The following is a 14,713-nucleotide window of genomic DNA, read 5'->3' on the forward strand; positions in this document are numbered from 1 at the left end:
CAGGTTGGGGCCGTCTTCGCCTCCGTGTCACTTCGGCCGCCTATCGTGAGCCCTGTGACCAGCCCAGACCCGTCCTCGGCGGCGGCGCGCACCGCGCCGGCCGTCCAGGTGATCGCCCACCGCGGTTCCTCGCACGCCCTGCCCGAACACACCCTGGCGGCGTACCGACGCGCGCTCGACGAGGGCGCGGACGCGGTCGAGTGCGACGTCCGGCTGACCCTCGACGGCGAACTGGTCTGCGTACACGACCGCCGGATCGGCCGGGTCTCCAACGGGCAGGGCACCGTCTCGGCGATGACGCTCGCCGAGCTGGAGGCGTACGACTTTGGCGCCTGGAAGACCGGCCGCCCCAGCACCGACCCCGAACTGCGCGGCGTGCTGCGGCTGGAGCGACTGCTGGAGCTGGTGGTGGACTGCGGCCGCCCGGTGGACCTGGCGATCGAGACCAAGCACCCGGTGCGCTACCGCGGCCGGGTGGAGGCCGAACTGCTGCGGACGCTCGAACGGTTCAAGATCGGCGCGACCCGGGAGGCCGAGCGCCCCGCGGCCCGGATCATGAGCTTCTCCTCGGTGGCGCTGAACCGGGTGGCCGCCGGGGCGCCGGACTACCGGCGGGTGTTCCTGTTCGAACGGACCCTGCCGCTGCTCGGCCGGCTGCGCCCGGGCTCCCCGCTGCCGGGCGGGGCGCGGATCGCCGGTCCGGGCATCGAGCTGGTACGGGCCCGCCCGCAGCTGGTGACGCGACTGCGCGAGCTGGGCCACGAGGTGCACGTGTGGACCGTGGACGAACCGGCCGACGTGGAGCTCTGCCTGGAGCTCGGGGTGTCCGCGATCATCACCAACCGACCCGCCGAGGTGCTGGCGCAGCTCGGGCGGTGATCCACCGCCGGACCGGCAATGTCACCCGCAAAGCCCGGGACTCCGTCCGCTCCTTCTGGTCGGCAGTCAAACCTTCCGGGCACGTTATTGCCGGAATTCATGCGTCGGCGCGACGGAGGGTGAGCGGGGAATGACCTGAGGTCCACCCTCGGTGGCCTCGCTTGAAATGTCCTCGCGGGATCGTCCGGTGGTCGTTTCCGACGCATTACCAAGGGGCATCCATCCCTCGGCATACGCTGAAGGAGGTCCGGGGGTGGCGTTGATGGTGGCGCGTGAAGTGCCGACTTCATCGACCATGGCAGTGCCGCACGGCCCAGCGAGTGTCGGGGTCGCACGGCGCCGACTGCGTCGAGATCTTGGCGACCGGGAGATACCCGAACCGGTCATTGATGATGCCGTATTGATCCTTTCCGAACTGTTGAGCAACGCCTGTCGGTACGCCCGTCCGCTCGGCCCGCTGCGGGCCCTGGGCCGCAGCGCCCGGGCCGAGGTGGTGGACCAGCTGCTGGTCGGTGTCCCCACCGGGACGCACCCCGCGCCGGGCGGCCGGGAGCGCGACGAATCCGGCGGCGGAACGGACGACGGCGTACTGGTCCGCTGGCAGATGCACGCCGACGGCGTGCTCACCCTGGAGGTCACCGACGGCGGCGCGACCACCCGGCCGCTGCCCGCCAGCCCCTCGCTGACCTCGCGCGGCGGCCGCGGCCTGAGCATCGTCGACCAGTTGGCCAGTGACTGGGGCGTGCGCGACGCGCCCGGCGAGGTGACGGTCTGGGCGGCGCTGCCCGCCCGCGCCCGGCACGCCCGGCGCACCGGTGGTGACGCCCGCAGCGCCTGAACCGACGCGCGCCCCGCCCGTCCGCCCGGCGCGTGCCCGCGCGCAGGGGGGAACGTCAGTAGGCTGCCCGGAGCAAAGGACCACCGTTCCCGGGAGAGCCGCACCATGGGCAAGAAGGCCGCCAAGAAGGCGCCGCAGCGTCAGTCCACCACCGCCGTCACGGGTGAGATCCCCGTGGTCGGGGCCCGCGAGAACTGCCCCTGCGGCTCGGGCCGCCGGTACAAGGCCTGCCACGGCCGGGAGGCCTCGCACGCGGTGCAGGAGCTGGTGCACCGCCCGTTCGAGGGCCTGTCGGGCGAGGCCGACTGGGTGGCGCTGCGCGAGCTGGTGCCCGCCGCCACGGTGCCGCTGACGCTGGCCGCCGGGGTGGCCGAGGGCGCCAACGGTGAGGTTCCGTCGGTGACCCTGGCCACCGTGCTGCCGCTGGCCTGGCCGGCCCTGCGCCGCCAGGACGGCTCGATCCTGCTCGGCCTGCAGACCCAGTCCGCCTCCGGCGACCTCAGCCGCGACCTCGCGGACGCCCTGGAGCTGGCGCTGGCCACCGAGCCGGGCACCCCGGTGCCGTCCCGCCGGACCGAGGCGGGCGGACGCCGGCTGCAGGACCTGCTGGACGTCACCGCCGAGTTCACGCCCGCCGTGCACGCCGGCTTCGAGTTCTGGCTGGAGGACGCCGAGACCGCCACCGGCGAGGTCGCCGCCTCCCTGGAGCGCGCCAACGCCTCGGCCATCCCGACCGAGAAGCTGGACAGCGTCGACGCCGCCTACTGGTGCGGCACCCCCGACAAGAACCACCTGCGCTGGGTGATGACCGTGCCCGAGGAGCGGCTGCTGGACGCGCTGGCCCGACTGACCGCCGCCGACCGGTCCTCGCTCGGCCCGGACACCCGTCTGGTCGGCTCGTTCCGCGCGCACGGCCTGACCGTCCCGGTCTGGGACCTCCCGCTCGCCATGACCGCCGCCGACTGCGAGAAGCCGGCCGCCGAGTTCGCCGAGCGGCTGGCCGCCGTGCTCGCCGACGAGACCCCGCTGACCGCCGAGGAGCGGCGCGCCCGCGCGAACCTGGTGAACCGTCAGGTCACCTTGAACTAAAGCGCGCGGGATCCGGGTGATACGCGTCACATTGTCGCCGTGGAGCCGCAATTTCCGGGCGTGCAGGGGGTCTTGGAAATTGGCGCGGGCGCGGATCCTTGTTACTGTCTAAAGAGTCCGGCCGCTGGTGCATCCCCCGTCGCCAGCGGCCGGATCTTTTGTTTTTCCGGCCGGCCCGGGAGCGTCACCAGGGGTGACCCCGAAGCGGACTCCGGCGGATCCCGGCAGCTCCCGGCGGATCAGTACGCCGGACAGGTACGCCGCGTCAGTACGCCGAGCGACCGCTGTCCAGTCGGACCGTCGCCTCCACCAACTCGCCCAGCAGTGGCCCGACCTGCGGCAGCCACACCCCGCCGTCGGCGGCCGGTCGAGGGGGCAGCACCCAGCGCACCCGCCCGGCCGCGCCCCCGGGCGGCAGCGGCAGGAAGCCGCCCGGGCCGTGATAGCGCAACGAGCCCGGTACCCAAGGGAGTTGGGAGAGCATCTCGCCGAGCGCGTCCAGCGAGTACGGGGCCACCAGCAGCGCGTACCGGCCCGCCATCGCCACCACCGGACCGAGCGGCAGGCGCAGTGCGCCCAGGTAGACCAGCGCGCGGGCGCCGGCCGCCGCGGGCAGGCTGACCGCCGAGAGCACGGAACCGGTGGCGGCCAGCACCGGCGCGTCCGGGCTCTGCCGCTCCCACCACCAGCGCACCATCCGGGCGTCCGTGGTGGCGGCCAGCAGCGACGGGTCGTGCGGGTGCCCGCCCGGCACCGTACAGTCCCGGTCCCCGCAGGAGCAGTGGCCGCCGTGCAGCACGGCCCCCGGCACCACGGGCCAGCGATGCTCGACGGCGGCCGTCAGCGCCGCGGCGAGGCGGTCCGGGCGGTGCCGGGCGGCGTCGTCCTGGGCGGGGCCGTGGCGGGTGACGGGCGGACACGGATCTTTCGGGTTCTCACGCATGGCGCTCGTTCCTTTCCCTGACCGCTCGGTTCGCTCCGCCCCGCCGGCACCGTCGGTTCCCGCCACGCGGACCCGCGGCGGCACGGCCCCGGCGGCGCGAAGGAGGGCGGGCGGCATGGCGGGCGGCGCGGCAACGGCGTGGAGCACGGTGTGGAGCACGACATGAGAAGGGCCGCGCACTGGAACAGCCCCTGGAACGAGAATCCCGTATGCGACCGGATGGACGCCGCCCGGGCGCGCTTGGTTCCACCGTACGAGTGAGAGACTTCCGGCCGACCCGGGCCCCGGGCGGCGCGGGCATACGATCCGGACGGCCGCCGGGTCCGTCCCCTCCGTTCTGCCCGCTCCAGGTCCGCTCCATACCTCCCGGCCGGACCGGCGCGCGCACGAACCGTACGCGCCCCCAGACCGGGTCGTGGAGCTGTGGAACCGGCCACCGCGTCGTCCTGGATCTGGACATGCCCCAAATGGCCTGTGTAGAAGTGGTGGCATTGCTGTCGATCAATGACGAGTAGTAGCGAATCGAGGCGAAACGCGCCCTTTGGCCGTACTCGCTCCACCTCGGCCGTACCTGGGGGTTCCGCATGGCACGAAGCACCGCGTCAGGAGTGGCGGCATGACCGAGTCCCACCCGTCGTCGACACCCTCCGAGCCGGGCGAGCCCGGCAGCGCCGGCGGGCTCACCGTCCTCGACCCGCCGGGCTTCCCCGGCCCCACCGACGCGCAGGACGGCGCGGCGGACCTCCGCACGGCACCCTCCGCCGGGATGCAGGACCGTTTGGCCGGACGGCTGTCCGATTTCGCCAAACTGCACCGGCACACCGAGCAGCTCGCCCGTGCCCGCAGCCTCGCCGCCACCGTGGACACCGTCCTCGCCTCCGGCGCCGCCCTGCTCGGCGCCCGCCGCGGCGTCCTGGTCACGCGGATGCCGGGCGGAAGGCCCGGCCAGCCGGTCGGCCTCGGCCTCGACCGCGCCAGCCTCGGCGCGCTGGAGACCGTCCCGCCCGACCAGAGCCTGCTCGCCCGGCTGCTGCGCGAGCAGGACCGGCCCGAGCGGCTGCACTCCCCCGACCTCGCCGGGGACCCGGCCACCGGCGACCGGCTGCGCGAACTCGCCGCCCACCTCGGCCTCGGCGGCTGCTACGGCCTGCCGCTCGCCACCGAGGAGGACGGCCCGCTCGCCGCCGCCCTCTGGTTCTACGACGAGCCCGCCGAACCCACCGAGCGCCAACGCGAACTCGCCCACCGCTACTGCGAGATCGCCGCCCCGATGCTCGCCAGACAACTGGAGGCGGACCGGATCCAGCGCACCACCGAGGCGCTGCGCCGCGGCCTGCTGCCCGACCGGCTCCCCCAGCCCGCCGGCCTGCGGCTGGCCGCCCGGCTCGTCCCGGCCGGCCTGGACCGCTCCTGCGGCAGCGACTGGTACGACGCCATCCCGCTGCCCGACGGCACCGTCGGCCTCACCGTCGGCTCCGTCTCCGGCGACGGCCCCGGTGCGGGCCCCGGCTCCGCCCCCGGCGCGGCCGCCGCGATGGGACGGGTCCGGGCCGCGCTGCGGGCGTACGCCGTCCTGGAGGGCGAGGACCCGGTCTCCGTCCTCGGCGACCTGGAGCTGCTGCTCAAGACCACCGAGCCGGCCCGCACCGCCACCGCCGTCTACGCCTGGGTGGAACCCGGGGAGCGCCGGATCACCCTGGCCGGCGCCGGGCACTGCCCGCCCGTCCTGGTCAGCCGGCACGGCGCCGAGTTCGTGGAGACCTCGCTCTCCGCCCCGCTCGGCATGCTGACCTGCTGGGAGGCCCCCGGCGTCGAGCTCACCGCCGAGCGCGGGGACACCCTGCTGCTCTACACCGAGGGCCTGGCCCGCCGCTGTGGCCCGACCCTGCACGCCGGCCAGGCCAACCTGCGCCGGGCCGCCGCCGACGCCCCGCGCGACGTGCGGATCGACCCGGACCGGCTCTGCGCCCACCTGCTGGCCGTCTGCCCCGTCCCGGAGGCCGGACCGGCCACCGACGACCTGATGCTGCTGGCGGCCCGGTTCGAATAGCCGTCCCGACCCCGAAAGGGCGAGCGGCCGGGCGTCCGTACCATGGACGCACGGCCGCCCGCGCGTGTCGCGATCCGACACTCCCCCGAGGGGCGGCCGGTACCACCCCCAAGGAGGCGTTACCCGTGACCGAGGACCGCACGCCCGCAGTGGCCGAGAACCCCGAGTCCGCCGGCGGCGAGGAGCCGCAGCAGTTCAAGGGCCGCAAGAACGGCCTGTACGCCGAGATCTCCGACGAGCTGGCCGCTTCGATGAAGACCGGCTGGGCGGACACCGAACTGCACGGCCTCGCCCCGGTCGCCCAGGCCCCGTACGCGGCCGAGCGCCGCGCCCGGCTGTCCGCCGCCTACCCCGGCGAGCGGCTGGTCGTCCCGGCCGGCAACCTGCGGGTGCGCTCCAACGACACCGACTACAGCTTCCGCGCCGCCAGCGAGTACGTGCACCTCACCGGTGACCAGACCGAGGACGCCGTGCTGGTCGCCGAGCCCACCGGCGACACCGGCCACGCGTTCGCCCTCTACCTGCTGCCGCGCTCCGACCGCGAGAACGGCGAGTTCTGGCTGGACGGCTACGGCGAGCTGTGGGTCGGCCGCCGGCACAGCCTGACCGAGCAGGAGCAGCTGCTCGGCCTGCCGGTGCGTGACGTCCGCAAGGCCGCCGAGGAGCTGGCCGAGCGCGCCAGGGACTCCGCCGCGCCCACCCGGATCGTCCGCGGCTACGACGCCGGCCTGGAGAAGGCGCTGGCCGACGCGCTGGACGCCGACCGGGACGCCGAGTTCACGGAGTTCCTGAGCGGCCTGCGGCTGGTCAAGGACGAGTGGGAGATCGGCGAGCTGCGCGCCGCCTGTGACGCCACCGTCAAGGGCTTCACCGACGTGGTCCGCGAGCTCGGCCAGGCCGTCGCCACCTCGGAGCGCTGGATCGAGGGCACCTTCTGGCGCCGTGCCCGGGTCGAGGGCAACGACGTCGGCTACGGCACCATCGCCGCCGCCGGCCCGCACGCCACCACCCTGCACTGGGTCCGCAACGACGGCGACGTGCGCCCCGGCGAGCTGCTGCTGCTGGACGCCGGCGTGGAGACCAACACCCTCTACACCGCCGACGTCACCCGCACCCTGCCGATCAGCGGCCGCTTCGACGACCTGCAGCGCAGGATCTACGACGCCGTGTACGAGGCCCAGGAGGCGGGCATCGCCGCGGTGAAGCCCGGCGCCCGGTTCCGCGACTTCCACGACGCCTCGCAGCGCGTGCTCGCCGAGCACCTGCTCGCCTGGGGCCTGCTGGACGGCTCGCTGTACGACGTCGAGAAGGTCCTGGAGCTGGGCCTGCAGCGCCGCTGGACCCTGCACGGCACCGGCCACATGCTCGGCCTGGACGTCCACGACTGCGCCCACTCGCGCCGCGAGGAGCACGTCGACGCCCTGCTGGTGCCCGGCATGGTCCTCACCGTCGAGCCCGGCCTGTACTTCCAGCAGGACGACCTGACGGTGCCCGCCGAGTACCGGGGCGTGGGCGTCCGGATCGAGGACGACATCCTGGTCACCGCCGACGGCAACGAGAACCTCTCGGCCGGCCTGCCGCGCCGCTCCGCGGACGTCGAGGCGTGGATGGCCTCGCTCGCCTGAGCCGTCGCCCTGCCCGCGAGGGCCCGGCCCCCCGTGGTGGGGGCCGGGCCCTCGGGCGTCCGCGGGATCAACGGACCTCGGGCCGGACCGGCACGGTGTCGCCGTAGTGGCCGTTCGACCCGGCGCCGACCCGCAGCTCCGGCGGGCCGCCCTGCCAGGGCTTCGCCATCCCGACCCGGAAGGTGTAGGAGACCGGCTCGCCCGTCATCACGCCGGTCAGCTGGGACGGGGCCACCATGTACCGGCCCTCGCAGTCCTGGTCCAGCTCGAAGGACTTCCACTCGTCCCCGACCTCGGCCTCGATCGTCACGTCCGCCGGGTTCACCCGGTCGCTGCCGGGCGAGGCCAGCACGACCACCGGGCGCAGGCCGGCGGCGCCGTCCGGCGAGGAGACCTTGAAGGTGAACTCGGTCGGGGTCCGGCCGACGACCATCGCGGTCGGCGTGGACACCGAGGTCACCACCGGGCGGTGGTGGTCGACGACCGCCACGTTCAGCACACCCTTGGCCATGTCCTGAAAGGACGTGGTGAACGGCACCGGGGCGTCCGCCTCGATCGCCAGTCGGCCCGGTCGGTTGGCCGCGTCCAGCCGCATCCGGTACTCGACCGTCCGGCTCTCGCCCGCGCCCAGCGTGAAGGCGGCGTCGTTGCCGGTGCTCGCGTAGTCCATGCCGCCGCCCTGGCTCAGCGAGGGCAGGCTCTTCCAGCCCGAGGCGTCCTTGCGCTCCAGCGTGCCCCGAGCCATCGCGAGCGCCACCTGGCACGGCGCGCCCTCGAACTGCCGGGTCGCCACCACCGGCGCCACCGCGCGGCTGCCCGAAGCGTCGTTGTTCTTCCAGGTCACCGAGAACGACACCAGGTCGCCCACCTCGATGCTCTGGCCCTCGCCGAGGCCGTTGAAGGTGATCCCGACACCGCCGACCGCGACGGGGGCGGGCTTGGCGGCCGGCTTGACGGTCTGCTCGGGCTCCGGCTTCGCCGCGGGCTTGGCAGCGGGCCTGGCCCCGGTCTTCGACGCCGCCCCGGCGACCGTGACGGCGGGGTTCCCGACGACGGCTCCGGCCGGCGCCTCGGTGGTGGGCGCGGTGGGCACGGTGGGCACGGGCGCGGCGGCGGTCGGGTCGGCCGACGGGGTGGCGACCGGGGCAGGAGCCGCGGAGACCGCGGGGGCCGGGGTCTCCGCGCCGACTACGGAGTGGACGCCGGTCGGGGCGGCCAGCGAGCCGGCCTCCGGCGCTCCGCAGGCGGCGACACCGACGGCGGCGACGACGGCCAGCGGAACAATATTCGCAATACGGGCGATAACGGACGCGTTCATGTGACAGTCCCCCCAGAGGACGGAGTGGTGGTGGCGATCGAGGCTGCGGCGCGTTCCCAGCGCCTGAGGAGTCGGCCCGGGTTCCGGCTCCTGCCGGCTCGCGCTCCCCGCCTCTCACCCTGATAGACGTGCATCCCCCCGGGAGGTTGCGGCCGGATCCGAAACTTCATCCACACCGTCGGCCCGGAACGCCGAAAGGCGCCGCGACCAGGGCATACCCTGCTCACGGCGCCTCAACGACGGCACACCGCACGCTACTTCACGACACGCACCGGCACGCTCTTCTGCCCGATCGAGGTCAGGCTCGCGGTGCCGTCGTACGGCAGCGTCGCCTGGGCCGTCACCGGCATCACCCCGGCACCGTCGGCGGCGTCGAGCGTCATCCGGTACTTCACCGTCCGGCTCGCGCCCGGCGCCAGCGGGAAGGAGGCCGGCTTGCCCAGCATCGCGTAGTCCATGCCGCCGCCGGGCGAGAGCGGCACCGAGACCCAGGCGTCACCATCCAGGCGCTCCAACTTGCCGGCGTTCACCGGTTCGGTCTCGCTCGCCGGCGAGCCCGCATAGGGCTCGGTGAAGAGCACCGGATCGACCGAGGCGTAGGTGGTCTGGCTGGTGTTCTTGTACGTCACCGAGAAGGTCACCGGCGTGCCCTTCGCCGGCACCTGCTGGCCCGTGCCGAGTCCGTCGAAGGTGATACCGATGTCGTTCCCGTTCGGTGTGAGGAGCGGAGTCTGGTAGCCGCTGAGGTCCAGGGTGTCCAGGATCGACACCACGCCGGCCTGGTGCTCCGGCTTGAGGCCGGCCGTCGACAGGTACACCTGTTCCTGGGTGAACCGCCACATCTGGGCGGTGAAGGACTCCTTGCTGTTGCAGGAGACCTGCCACTGGGACTTGTAGGCGGGGCGGCCGGCCACGATGTCCCGAGTCTGAGCAGGGACCGCCGTGTTCAGCGCGTCGTTCGGACCGAGGTTATGCGGGTTGTCCCACGCCGGGCAGGAGGGCTGCTTGGCCCAACCGTCCGCCGTGAGACTCGCGTTGCCGTTCGGCCAGGCGCCGCTCCGGTTGGCCTCGTCGTAGCTGGTGTACACGGTCAGCAGCACACCGTACGGCTGGCAGGTGCCGGCCTGGGCGGACTGCGGCGCGCCCGGGGCGAGGACGCAGAGCGACGACGTGTCCACGGGCACGGCCCGCCACCCCGCCGGGACCTTGAACTTGACGCCGCGGAAGGCGTACGGCGTCGCCACCGACGAGGTAGGGGGCGAGCTCGGCGTCCCGCTCGGGGGCGGGGTGCCGTCAGCGAGCGGCGCCCCGGTCTGGGACGCGGGCGGGGGCGTGCCGGTGTCCGTCGGCGTCGGGGGCGGCGTCGGCGTCGGCGTCGGCGTCGGCGTCGGGGTGTCGGTCGGCTCGGCGGTCGGGCTCGGCGACGTCGACAGGGTGGCGGCCGGCGGGGGGACGTCCCGTTTGGCCACCGGATCACCGTGGAAGGCGAGCACGCCGATCGCCAGCGAGGCCGCCAGGGCGAGGATCGGCACGGCGGTCAGGTACACCGGGCGCAGCCGGCGGACCCGGCGGCTCGGCGGATCCGCCGGGCGCAGGTCGTGCGCGGTGATCAGCGAGGCGCGGGCGTTCATCGCCTCGCGCAGCAGCCGTTCGGTCGGTGTCTCGGCCGGCCCGTCACCGTCTCGGCCTCCGCTCTTGCGGCCGGGAAGCTTGTCGGTCATCGAACCTTCTCCAGATGCTTTTCCAAGGCGTCCAGGGCCCGGCTGGCGGTGGACTTCACGGCGCCCCGGGACAGCCCCAGGGTCTCGGCTATCTGCGCCTCCGAGAGATCGGACCAGTAGCGCAGCACCAGCACCTCGCGCTGGCGGGGGGTCAACTCCTGCATGGCCACGAGCACCCGCCGGTGCTCGTCGTTGAGCACCGCGTGGTCCTCCGCGGAGGCGGCGTCGGGCTCGTGCGGCGGCACGTACTCGCGGGCGGTCCTGCGGCGGCGCAGCATCGAGCGGGCGCCGTTGACCACCGAGGTGCGCAGGTATCCGAGCGCGTTGTCCAGGTCGTCCAGCTCCTCGCCGTGCCGCTGGTAGAGCTGGGTGAAGGCCTCCTGCACGACGTCCTCGGCCAGGTCCTGGTGGTCGACCAGGAGCACCGCCATCCGGACCAGGCCCAGCCGGTGGGCGTGGTAGAGGTCGGTCAGGGTGGGCCGGTCCTCGGCGGGCTTGCGTCCGCCGCGCAGCAGCCGGAAGCCGGAGCGCCGCTGCGCCGCCGTCCGCTCACCGCCCGGACCGGCGGGTGCCTCACCGGCCTCCTGCGCGCCGAACAGCAATCCGGCCAGTCCGCGGACGGAGAAGCCGCGCCCCCTCGTTGGAACGGCGATCGGCCCGATGGCCATGGACATGTACGTTCTGCTTTCCCCCAGGACGGTGCGCGCGGCTCCGCGAGCGCCCGTCAGGACACCTGTCAGTTCGTGATCGGGGGAATCCTGCCAGCGCCCCCTGCCCCGGCAACCGTCACCCCTATCGATGGACGTCCGGGCCGGGCTGAGGTTGCAGGCGACTTCGCAGGGATTTCCGACTGGCCGGAACGGCTACACTCACCGCCATCCCGCCACTTGTCAGCAGGGGGTCCGTATGGCCGAGCAGCACGTCGAGGGCCCGGTCGCCACCGGGTCGGGCCCGGTGGCCGTCACCATCGGCCGGCGCCCGGAACCGGTGCACGACGTCGCGGTGTACGCCTTCGAGGGCATGGCGCCCTTCGAACTCGGCGTGGTGGTGGAGGTGTTCGGGCTGGCCCGGCCCGAGCTGGGAGGGCTGCTGGCCGCACCCTGGTACGGCCTGAAGGTGTGCGCCGACCGGCCCGGGACGGCGCTGGACGCGGTGGGCGGGTTCGCGCTGACCGCCCGGCACGGGCTGGACGACCTGGCCGCGGCCGACACCGTGGTGGTCCCCGGGGTGGCGAACGCGTTCAGCGGCGAGGTCTCCGCCGGGCTGGTCACGGCGCTGCGGACGGCGCACGAGCGCGGCGCCCGGATCGTCTCGATCTGCTCGGGCGCCTTCGCCCTGGCCGCCGCCGGGCTGCTCGACGGACGCGAGGCGACCACCCACTGGCGGTACGCCGAACTGCTCCAGCAGCGCCACCCGGACGTGCGGGTCACCCCGGACGTGCTGTACGTGGACAACGGCGACGTGCTCACCAGCGCGGGCAGCGCCGCCGGGATCGACCTCTGCCTGCACCTGGTCCGTCGGGACCACGGCGCCAAGGTCGCCAACAGCGTGGCCCGCCGCTTCGTGGTGCCGCCGCACCGGGACGGCGGGCAGGCCCAGTTCATCGAGGCGGCGATCCGCCCGGTCGAGGAGGAGGACGACGGGGTCGCCCGCAGCATGCAGTGGGCGATGGACCATCTGGCCTCCCCGCTGACCATCTCGCTGCTGGCCCGCGCCGCCCGGATGTCGGACCGCTCGTACCTGCGGCACTTCACCGCCCGCAACGGCACCAGCCCGATGCGCTGGGTCGTCACCCAGCGCATCGCGGCCAGCCTGCCGCTGCTGGAGTCCCCGGAGGGGACGGTGGAGGAGATCGCCGCGGCGGTCGGCTTCGAGAGCGCCGCGACCTTCCGCCACCACTTCGGCCGGGTGATGCGCACCTCCCCGACCTCCTACCGGCGCTCCTTCGGACGCGGGGTCGCGTAGCCCCCCGACCACGCGGCCCCGTGCCCGGCCTGCGCGACCCGGCTCGCTCGGCCCCGTACCCGGCTACGCGTTCTCGTGCCGGTCCGCGTTGGCGAGGATGGCGTCGTGCAGCCACTGCGCGAGGCCCGGGGCGAGGTTCTCGTAGGTGGTGGTCCACCGCGGGTCGGAGACGTACAGTCCGGCCAGGCCGCGGTGGATGGTGAACGTGCAGTCGTAGAAGTTCTGGCAGATGTGCTGCCGGTGCGCCTCGGCGAGGTCCATGGCGGCGGCACCGTCGGCGGGCTCGCCGGCGGTGAGCGCCTCCACCAGGCGGGTGTTGAGGTCGGTCGTCTCGGCCTGGATCCGCTGCCAGTCGGCCTTGCCGTAGCCGCCGGTGCGGCGCTGCGACTGGGCCCAGGCCTCGGTGTTGCCCCAGCGCTGCTCGGCCTCCTGCTCCCATTCCTCCTGGTAGCCCTCGCCGAAGATCTCGAACTTCTCTTCCGGGGTCAGCTGAACGCCCATCCTGCGTGCCTCCATGGCGTGTTCGACGGCCGTGGCGAGGTCCTGGAGGTGCCTGATCCGGTCGGTCAGCAGCTCGTGCTGCCGCCGGAGGTGCTCGCTCGGGCTGACCGAGTCGTCGTCCAGGATCGCCGCGATCCCTTCCAGGGGGAACCCGAGTTCGCGGTAGAACAGGATCTGCTGCAGCCGGTCGAGGTCGGCGTCCACGTACCGGCGGTAGCCGGCCCGGGTGCGGCCCGCGGGGGACAGCAGGCCGATCTCGTCGTAGTGGTGCAGGGTGCGGACGGTCACCTTGGCGATCTTGGCCACGGCACCGACCGAGTAGCCCTCGCTGCTCATCCGGTGTTCCTCCTTCGTGCTGACCACCACCCTCCGCTCTCACGTCGCGTGAGGGTCAAGCCGTCGTCGCACGGTCGGCCGGGGCCGCCTTGGAGGCCGGGCCCGGACGGGTCAGGCCCCGGTGTCGGCCAGGACGCGCTCGCGCCGCCGCGAGGGGCGGCGCCGCCCCTCGCCGTCCGCCGGGGGCCGCGGGCGGCGGGTCCGCTGGGTGGGCCAGAACAGCACGTACGCGGCGGAGACCACGACGAAGGCCAGCCGAACGAGGCCGCGGGCCGAATCGGACGGGATGAGCAGCGTCCCGCCGTACAGCGCGGCCAGCGCTATCCAGCTCCACCACGGGACCAGCCGCTTCTGCCCGACCGCGTCCCAGAGCAGGGTGCCGAGCAGGATCGAGGCGGTGTAGTAGGTGTAGACGCTCGGGTCGAGCAGGATCCGGGCGTCCGCGCCGAGCAGCACCACGGCCGGCCAGCGGCCGCGCCAGACGGCGATGGCGCCGAGGCCGATGCCGAGGGCGAACTGGGTCGGGCGGTCCCACCAGGGGGTGGCCGGGTCGGTGACCCCGAACCAGCGCAGTGCGGAGGCCGGCTGGTTCGGGATGGTGAACTTGGCCGCGGCCAGGGTGTCCAGGTTGCCCAGGTAGAACGGCAGCCAGGCGATCGCCACCAGCCCGACGAACCAGATCGCGGTGCGCAGCCAGGCGGGCCTGGGCAGCGCCAGGATCAGCGGCGCGAAGGCGATCGCCCAGGGCTTGGAATCGACCGCCAGTGCCAGGTAGACGCCGACCATGGTGGGCTTGCCGCGGGCGAGGGCGTGCGCGGCGAGGGTGGTGAAGAACAGCGCCAGGACGTCGTCCAGGTGCGCGAAGCGGACCGAGACCTCGACCCACATCGGGATGAACGCCAGCCCGGCGATCAGCAGGCGCTGCTGGAGCCGGCGGTGATTGGTGCCGGTGCCCAGGTAGTACAGGGCGGCGGTGCGACCGATCAGGACCAGCATCACCAGGCCGAGCCCGGACATCGCCGCCTCGGCGATCAGCTGGCCGACGTGCGGCGAGAACGGGGCGGTGAGCCGGGCCGCGGCCAGGCTGACCGGACCGATCTGCAGCTCCGGGTGGTGGGCGTAGATCGCCAGCCCGCCGTCCGGCTGGCCGCTGAAGAGCAGCTGCTCACCCTGGCGCAGGTAGTGCCAGGAGAAGCCGCCGCTGGGCTCGACCAGGAAGAACCAGAGCACCGTCCAGGCGACCAGCAGAACGTGGTGTCTGCGCAGCGGCAGTCCCGCGATCCGCCCGGTCGCCGCCTCGTAGTCGGTGGCAGCCCGTGCCGTGCGTGATCCCCGCACCTGTCCCTCTCCCCGCCGGTTCCGCCCCCCTCCGGCCGGACATCCTATGTGACGGAGGTGTACCGTCCGCGCCGCCCGGAAGTCCGTGGGACGGACGGCCGGGCGACGCG

At 73.8% G+C, this 14,713-nt stretch carries 12 protein-coding genes; 6 read left to right on the forward strand and 6 right to left on the reverse strand.

The genetic code is table 11. The annotated features are described in order from the left end of the window. Nucleotides 1-54: 54 nt before the first annotated feature. The 3 genes from ACIO5E_RS07230 (at nucleotide 55) to ACIO5E_RS07240 (ending at nucleotide 2,806) form a co-directional block, all read left to right on the forward strand. Complete coding sequence (locus ACIO5E_RS07230; protein WP_400664689.1) at nucleotides 55-879, forward strand: glycerophosphodiester phosphodiesterase; 825 nt, start codon at nucleotides 55-57, stop codon at nucleotides 877-879. A gap of 262 nt (nucleotides 880-1,141) precedes the next feature. Continuing rightward, entirely contained in the window at nucleotides 1,142-1,717 is a 576-nt protein-coding gene (locus tag ACIO5E_RS07235) for an ATP-binding protein (protein ID WP_400664691.1), read from the forward strand. 105 nt (nucleotides 1,718-1,822) lie between these two features. Then, entirely contained in the window at nucleotides 1,823-2,806 is a 984-nt protein-coding gene (locus ACIO5E_RS07240) for a DUF5926 family protein (RefSeq protein WP_400664693.1), read from the forward strand. Nucleotides 2,807-3,071: 265 nt separating this feature from the next. Here the strand turns inward: ACIO5E_RS07240 and ACIO5E_RS07245 are convergent, their stop codons facing one another. Next, nucleotides 3,072-3,749, reverse strand: coding sequence for a bifunctional DNA primase/polymerase (locus ACIO5E_RS07245; protein WP_400664695.1), 678 nt, complete (start codon nucleotides 3,747-3,749; stop codon nucleotides 3,072-3,074). Between the two features lie 616 nt (nucleotides 3,750-4,365). Here ACIO5E_RS07245 and ACIO5E_RS07250 point away from each other — a divergent pair. Together ACIO5E_RS07250 and ACIO5E_RS07255 are read left to right on the forward strand one after the other, a co-directional pair. Further along, the gene (locus ACIO5E_RS07250) at nucleotides 4,366-5,799 is read left to right on the forward strand and encodes a PP2C family protein-serine/threonine phosphatase (protein ID WP_400664697.1); all 1,434 of its coding nucleotides are present in this window, start codon (nucleotides 4,366-4,368) and stop codon (nucleotides 5,797-5,799) included. A gap of 125 nt (nucleotides 5,800-5,924) precedes the next feature. Then, a complete protein-coding gene (locus ACIO5E_RS07255) occupies nucleotides 5,925-7,424 on the forward strand; it encodes an aminopeptidase P family protein (protein WP_400664699.1) in 1,500 nt (499 codons plus the stop codon). Nucleotides 7,425-7,491: 67 nt separating this feature from the next. Here the strand turns inward: ACIO5E_RS07255 and ACIO5E_RS07260 are convergent, their stop codons facing one another. The 3 genes from ACIO5E_RS07260 to ACIO5E_RS07270 form a co-directional block, all read right to left on the reverse strand. Continuing rightward, the gene (locus ACIO5E_RS07260) at nucleotides 7,492-8,742 is read right to left on the reverse strand and encodes a hypothetical protein (protein WP_400664701.1); all 1,251 of its coding nucleotides are present in this window, start codon (nucleotides 8,740-8,742) and stop codon (nucleotides 7,492-7,494) included. Between the two features lie 254 nt (nucleotides 8,743-8,996). After that, a complete protein-coding gene (locus tag ACIO5E_RS07265) occupies nucleotides 8,997-10,463 on the reverse strand; it encodes a hypothetical protein (RefSeq protein ID WP_400664703.1) in 1,467 nt (488 codons plus the stop codon). After that, nucleotides 10,460-11,137, reverse strand: coding sequence for an RNA polymerase sigma factor (locus ACIO5E_RS07270; RefSeq protein ID WP_400664705.1), 678 nt, complete (start codon nucleotides 11,135-11,137; stop codon nucleotides 10,460-10,462). Before ACIO5E_RS07270 ends, ACIO5E_RS07265 begins: the two co-directional genes overlap by 4 nt. A gap of 232 nt (nucleotides 11,138-11,369) precedes the next feature. On the opposite strand from ACIO5E_RS07270, the gene ACIO5E_RS07275 reads away from it, so the two are divergent. Continuing rightward, a complete protein-coding gene (locus tag ACIO5E_RS07275; protein ID WP_400664706.1) occupies nucleotides 11,370-12,428 on the forward strand; it encodes a helix-turn-helix domain-containing protein in 1,059 nt (352 codons plus the stop codon). A 63-nt stretch (nucleotides 12,429-12,491) separates the two neighbouring features. Here the strand turns inward: ACIO5E_RS07275 and ACIO5E_RS07280 are convergent, their stop codons facing one another. Next, nucleotides 12,492-13,265 carry a MerR family transcriptional regulator gene (locus tag ACIO5E_RS07280; protein ID WP_400664708.1) on the reverse strand — a complete coding sequence of 258 codons (774 nt, stop codon included), beginning with the start codon at nucleotides 13,263-13,265 and terminating at the stop codon, nucleotides 12,492-12,494. A 111-nt stretch (nucleotides 13,266-13,376) separates the two neighbouring features. Continuing rightward, the gene (locus tag ACIO5E_RS07285) at nucleotides 13,377-14,603 is read right to left on the reverse strand and encodes a hypothetical protein (RefSeq protein ID WP_400664709.1); all 1,227 of its coding nucleotides are present in this window, start codon (nucleotides 14,601-14,603) and stop codon (nucleotides 13,377-13,379) included. Between the last annotated feature and the right edge of the window lie 110 nt (nucleotides 14,604-14,713).

The organism is Kitasatospora sp. NPDC087314 (genome assembly GCF_044744365.1).
GTDB lineage: Bacteria > Actinomycetota > Actinomycetes > Streptomycetales > Streptomycetaceae > Kitasatospora.

What these genes read in the sequence shown, in the direction of transcription:
- ACIO5E_RS07235 (WP_400664691.1), top strand. Translation starts at nt 1,142, where the DNA reads ATGGTGGCGCGTGAAGTGCCGACTTCATCGACCATGGCAGTGCCGCAC.
- ACIO5E_RS07240 (WP_400664693.1), top strand. Translation starts at nt 1,823, where the DNA reads ATGGGCAAGAAGGCCGCCAAGAAGGCGCCGCAGCGTCAGTCCACCACC.
- ACIO5E_RS07245 (WP_400664695.1), bottom strand. Translation starts at nt 3,749, where the DNA reads ATGCGTGAGAACCCGAAAGATCCGTGTCCGCCCGTCACCCGCCACGGC.
- ACIO5E_RS07250 (WP_400664697.1), top strand. Translation starts at nt 4,366, where the DNA reads ATGACCGAGTCCCACCCGTCGTCGACACCCTCCGAGCCGGGCGAGCCC.
- ACIO5E_RS07260 (WP_400664701.1), bottom strand. Translation starts at nt 8,742, where the DNA reads ATGAACGCGTCCGTTATCGCCCGTATTGCGAATATTGTTCCGCTGGCC.
- ACIO5E_RS07265 (WP_400664703.1), bottom strand. Translation starts at nt 10,463, where the DNA reads ATGACCGACAAGCTTCCCGGCCGCAAGAGCGGAGGCCGAGACGGTGAC.
- ACIO5E_RS07270 (WP_400664705.1), bottom strand. Translation starts at nt 11,137, where the DNA reads ATGTCCATGGCCATCGGGCCGATCGCCGTTCCAACGAGGGGGCGCGGC.
- ACIO5E_RS07275 (WP_400664706.1), top strand. Translation starts at nt 11,370, where the DNA reads ATGGCCGAGCAGCACGTCGAGGGCCCGGTCGCCACCGGGTCGGGCCCG.
- ACIO5E_RS07280 (WP_400664708.1), bottom strand. Translation starts at nt 13,265, where the DNA reads ATGAGCAGCGAGGGCTACTCGGTCGGTGCCGTGGCCAAGATCGCCAAG.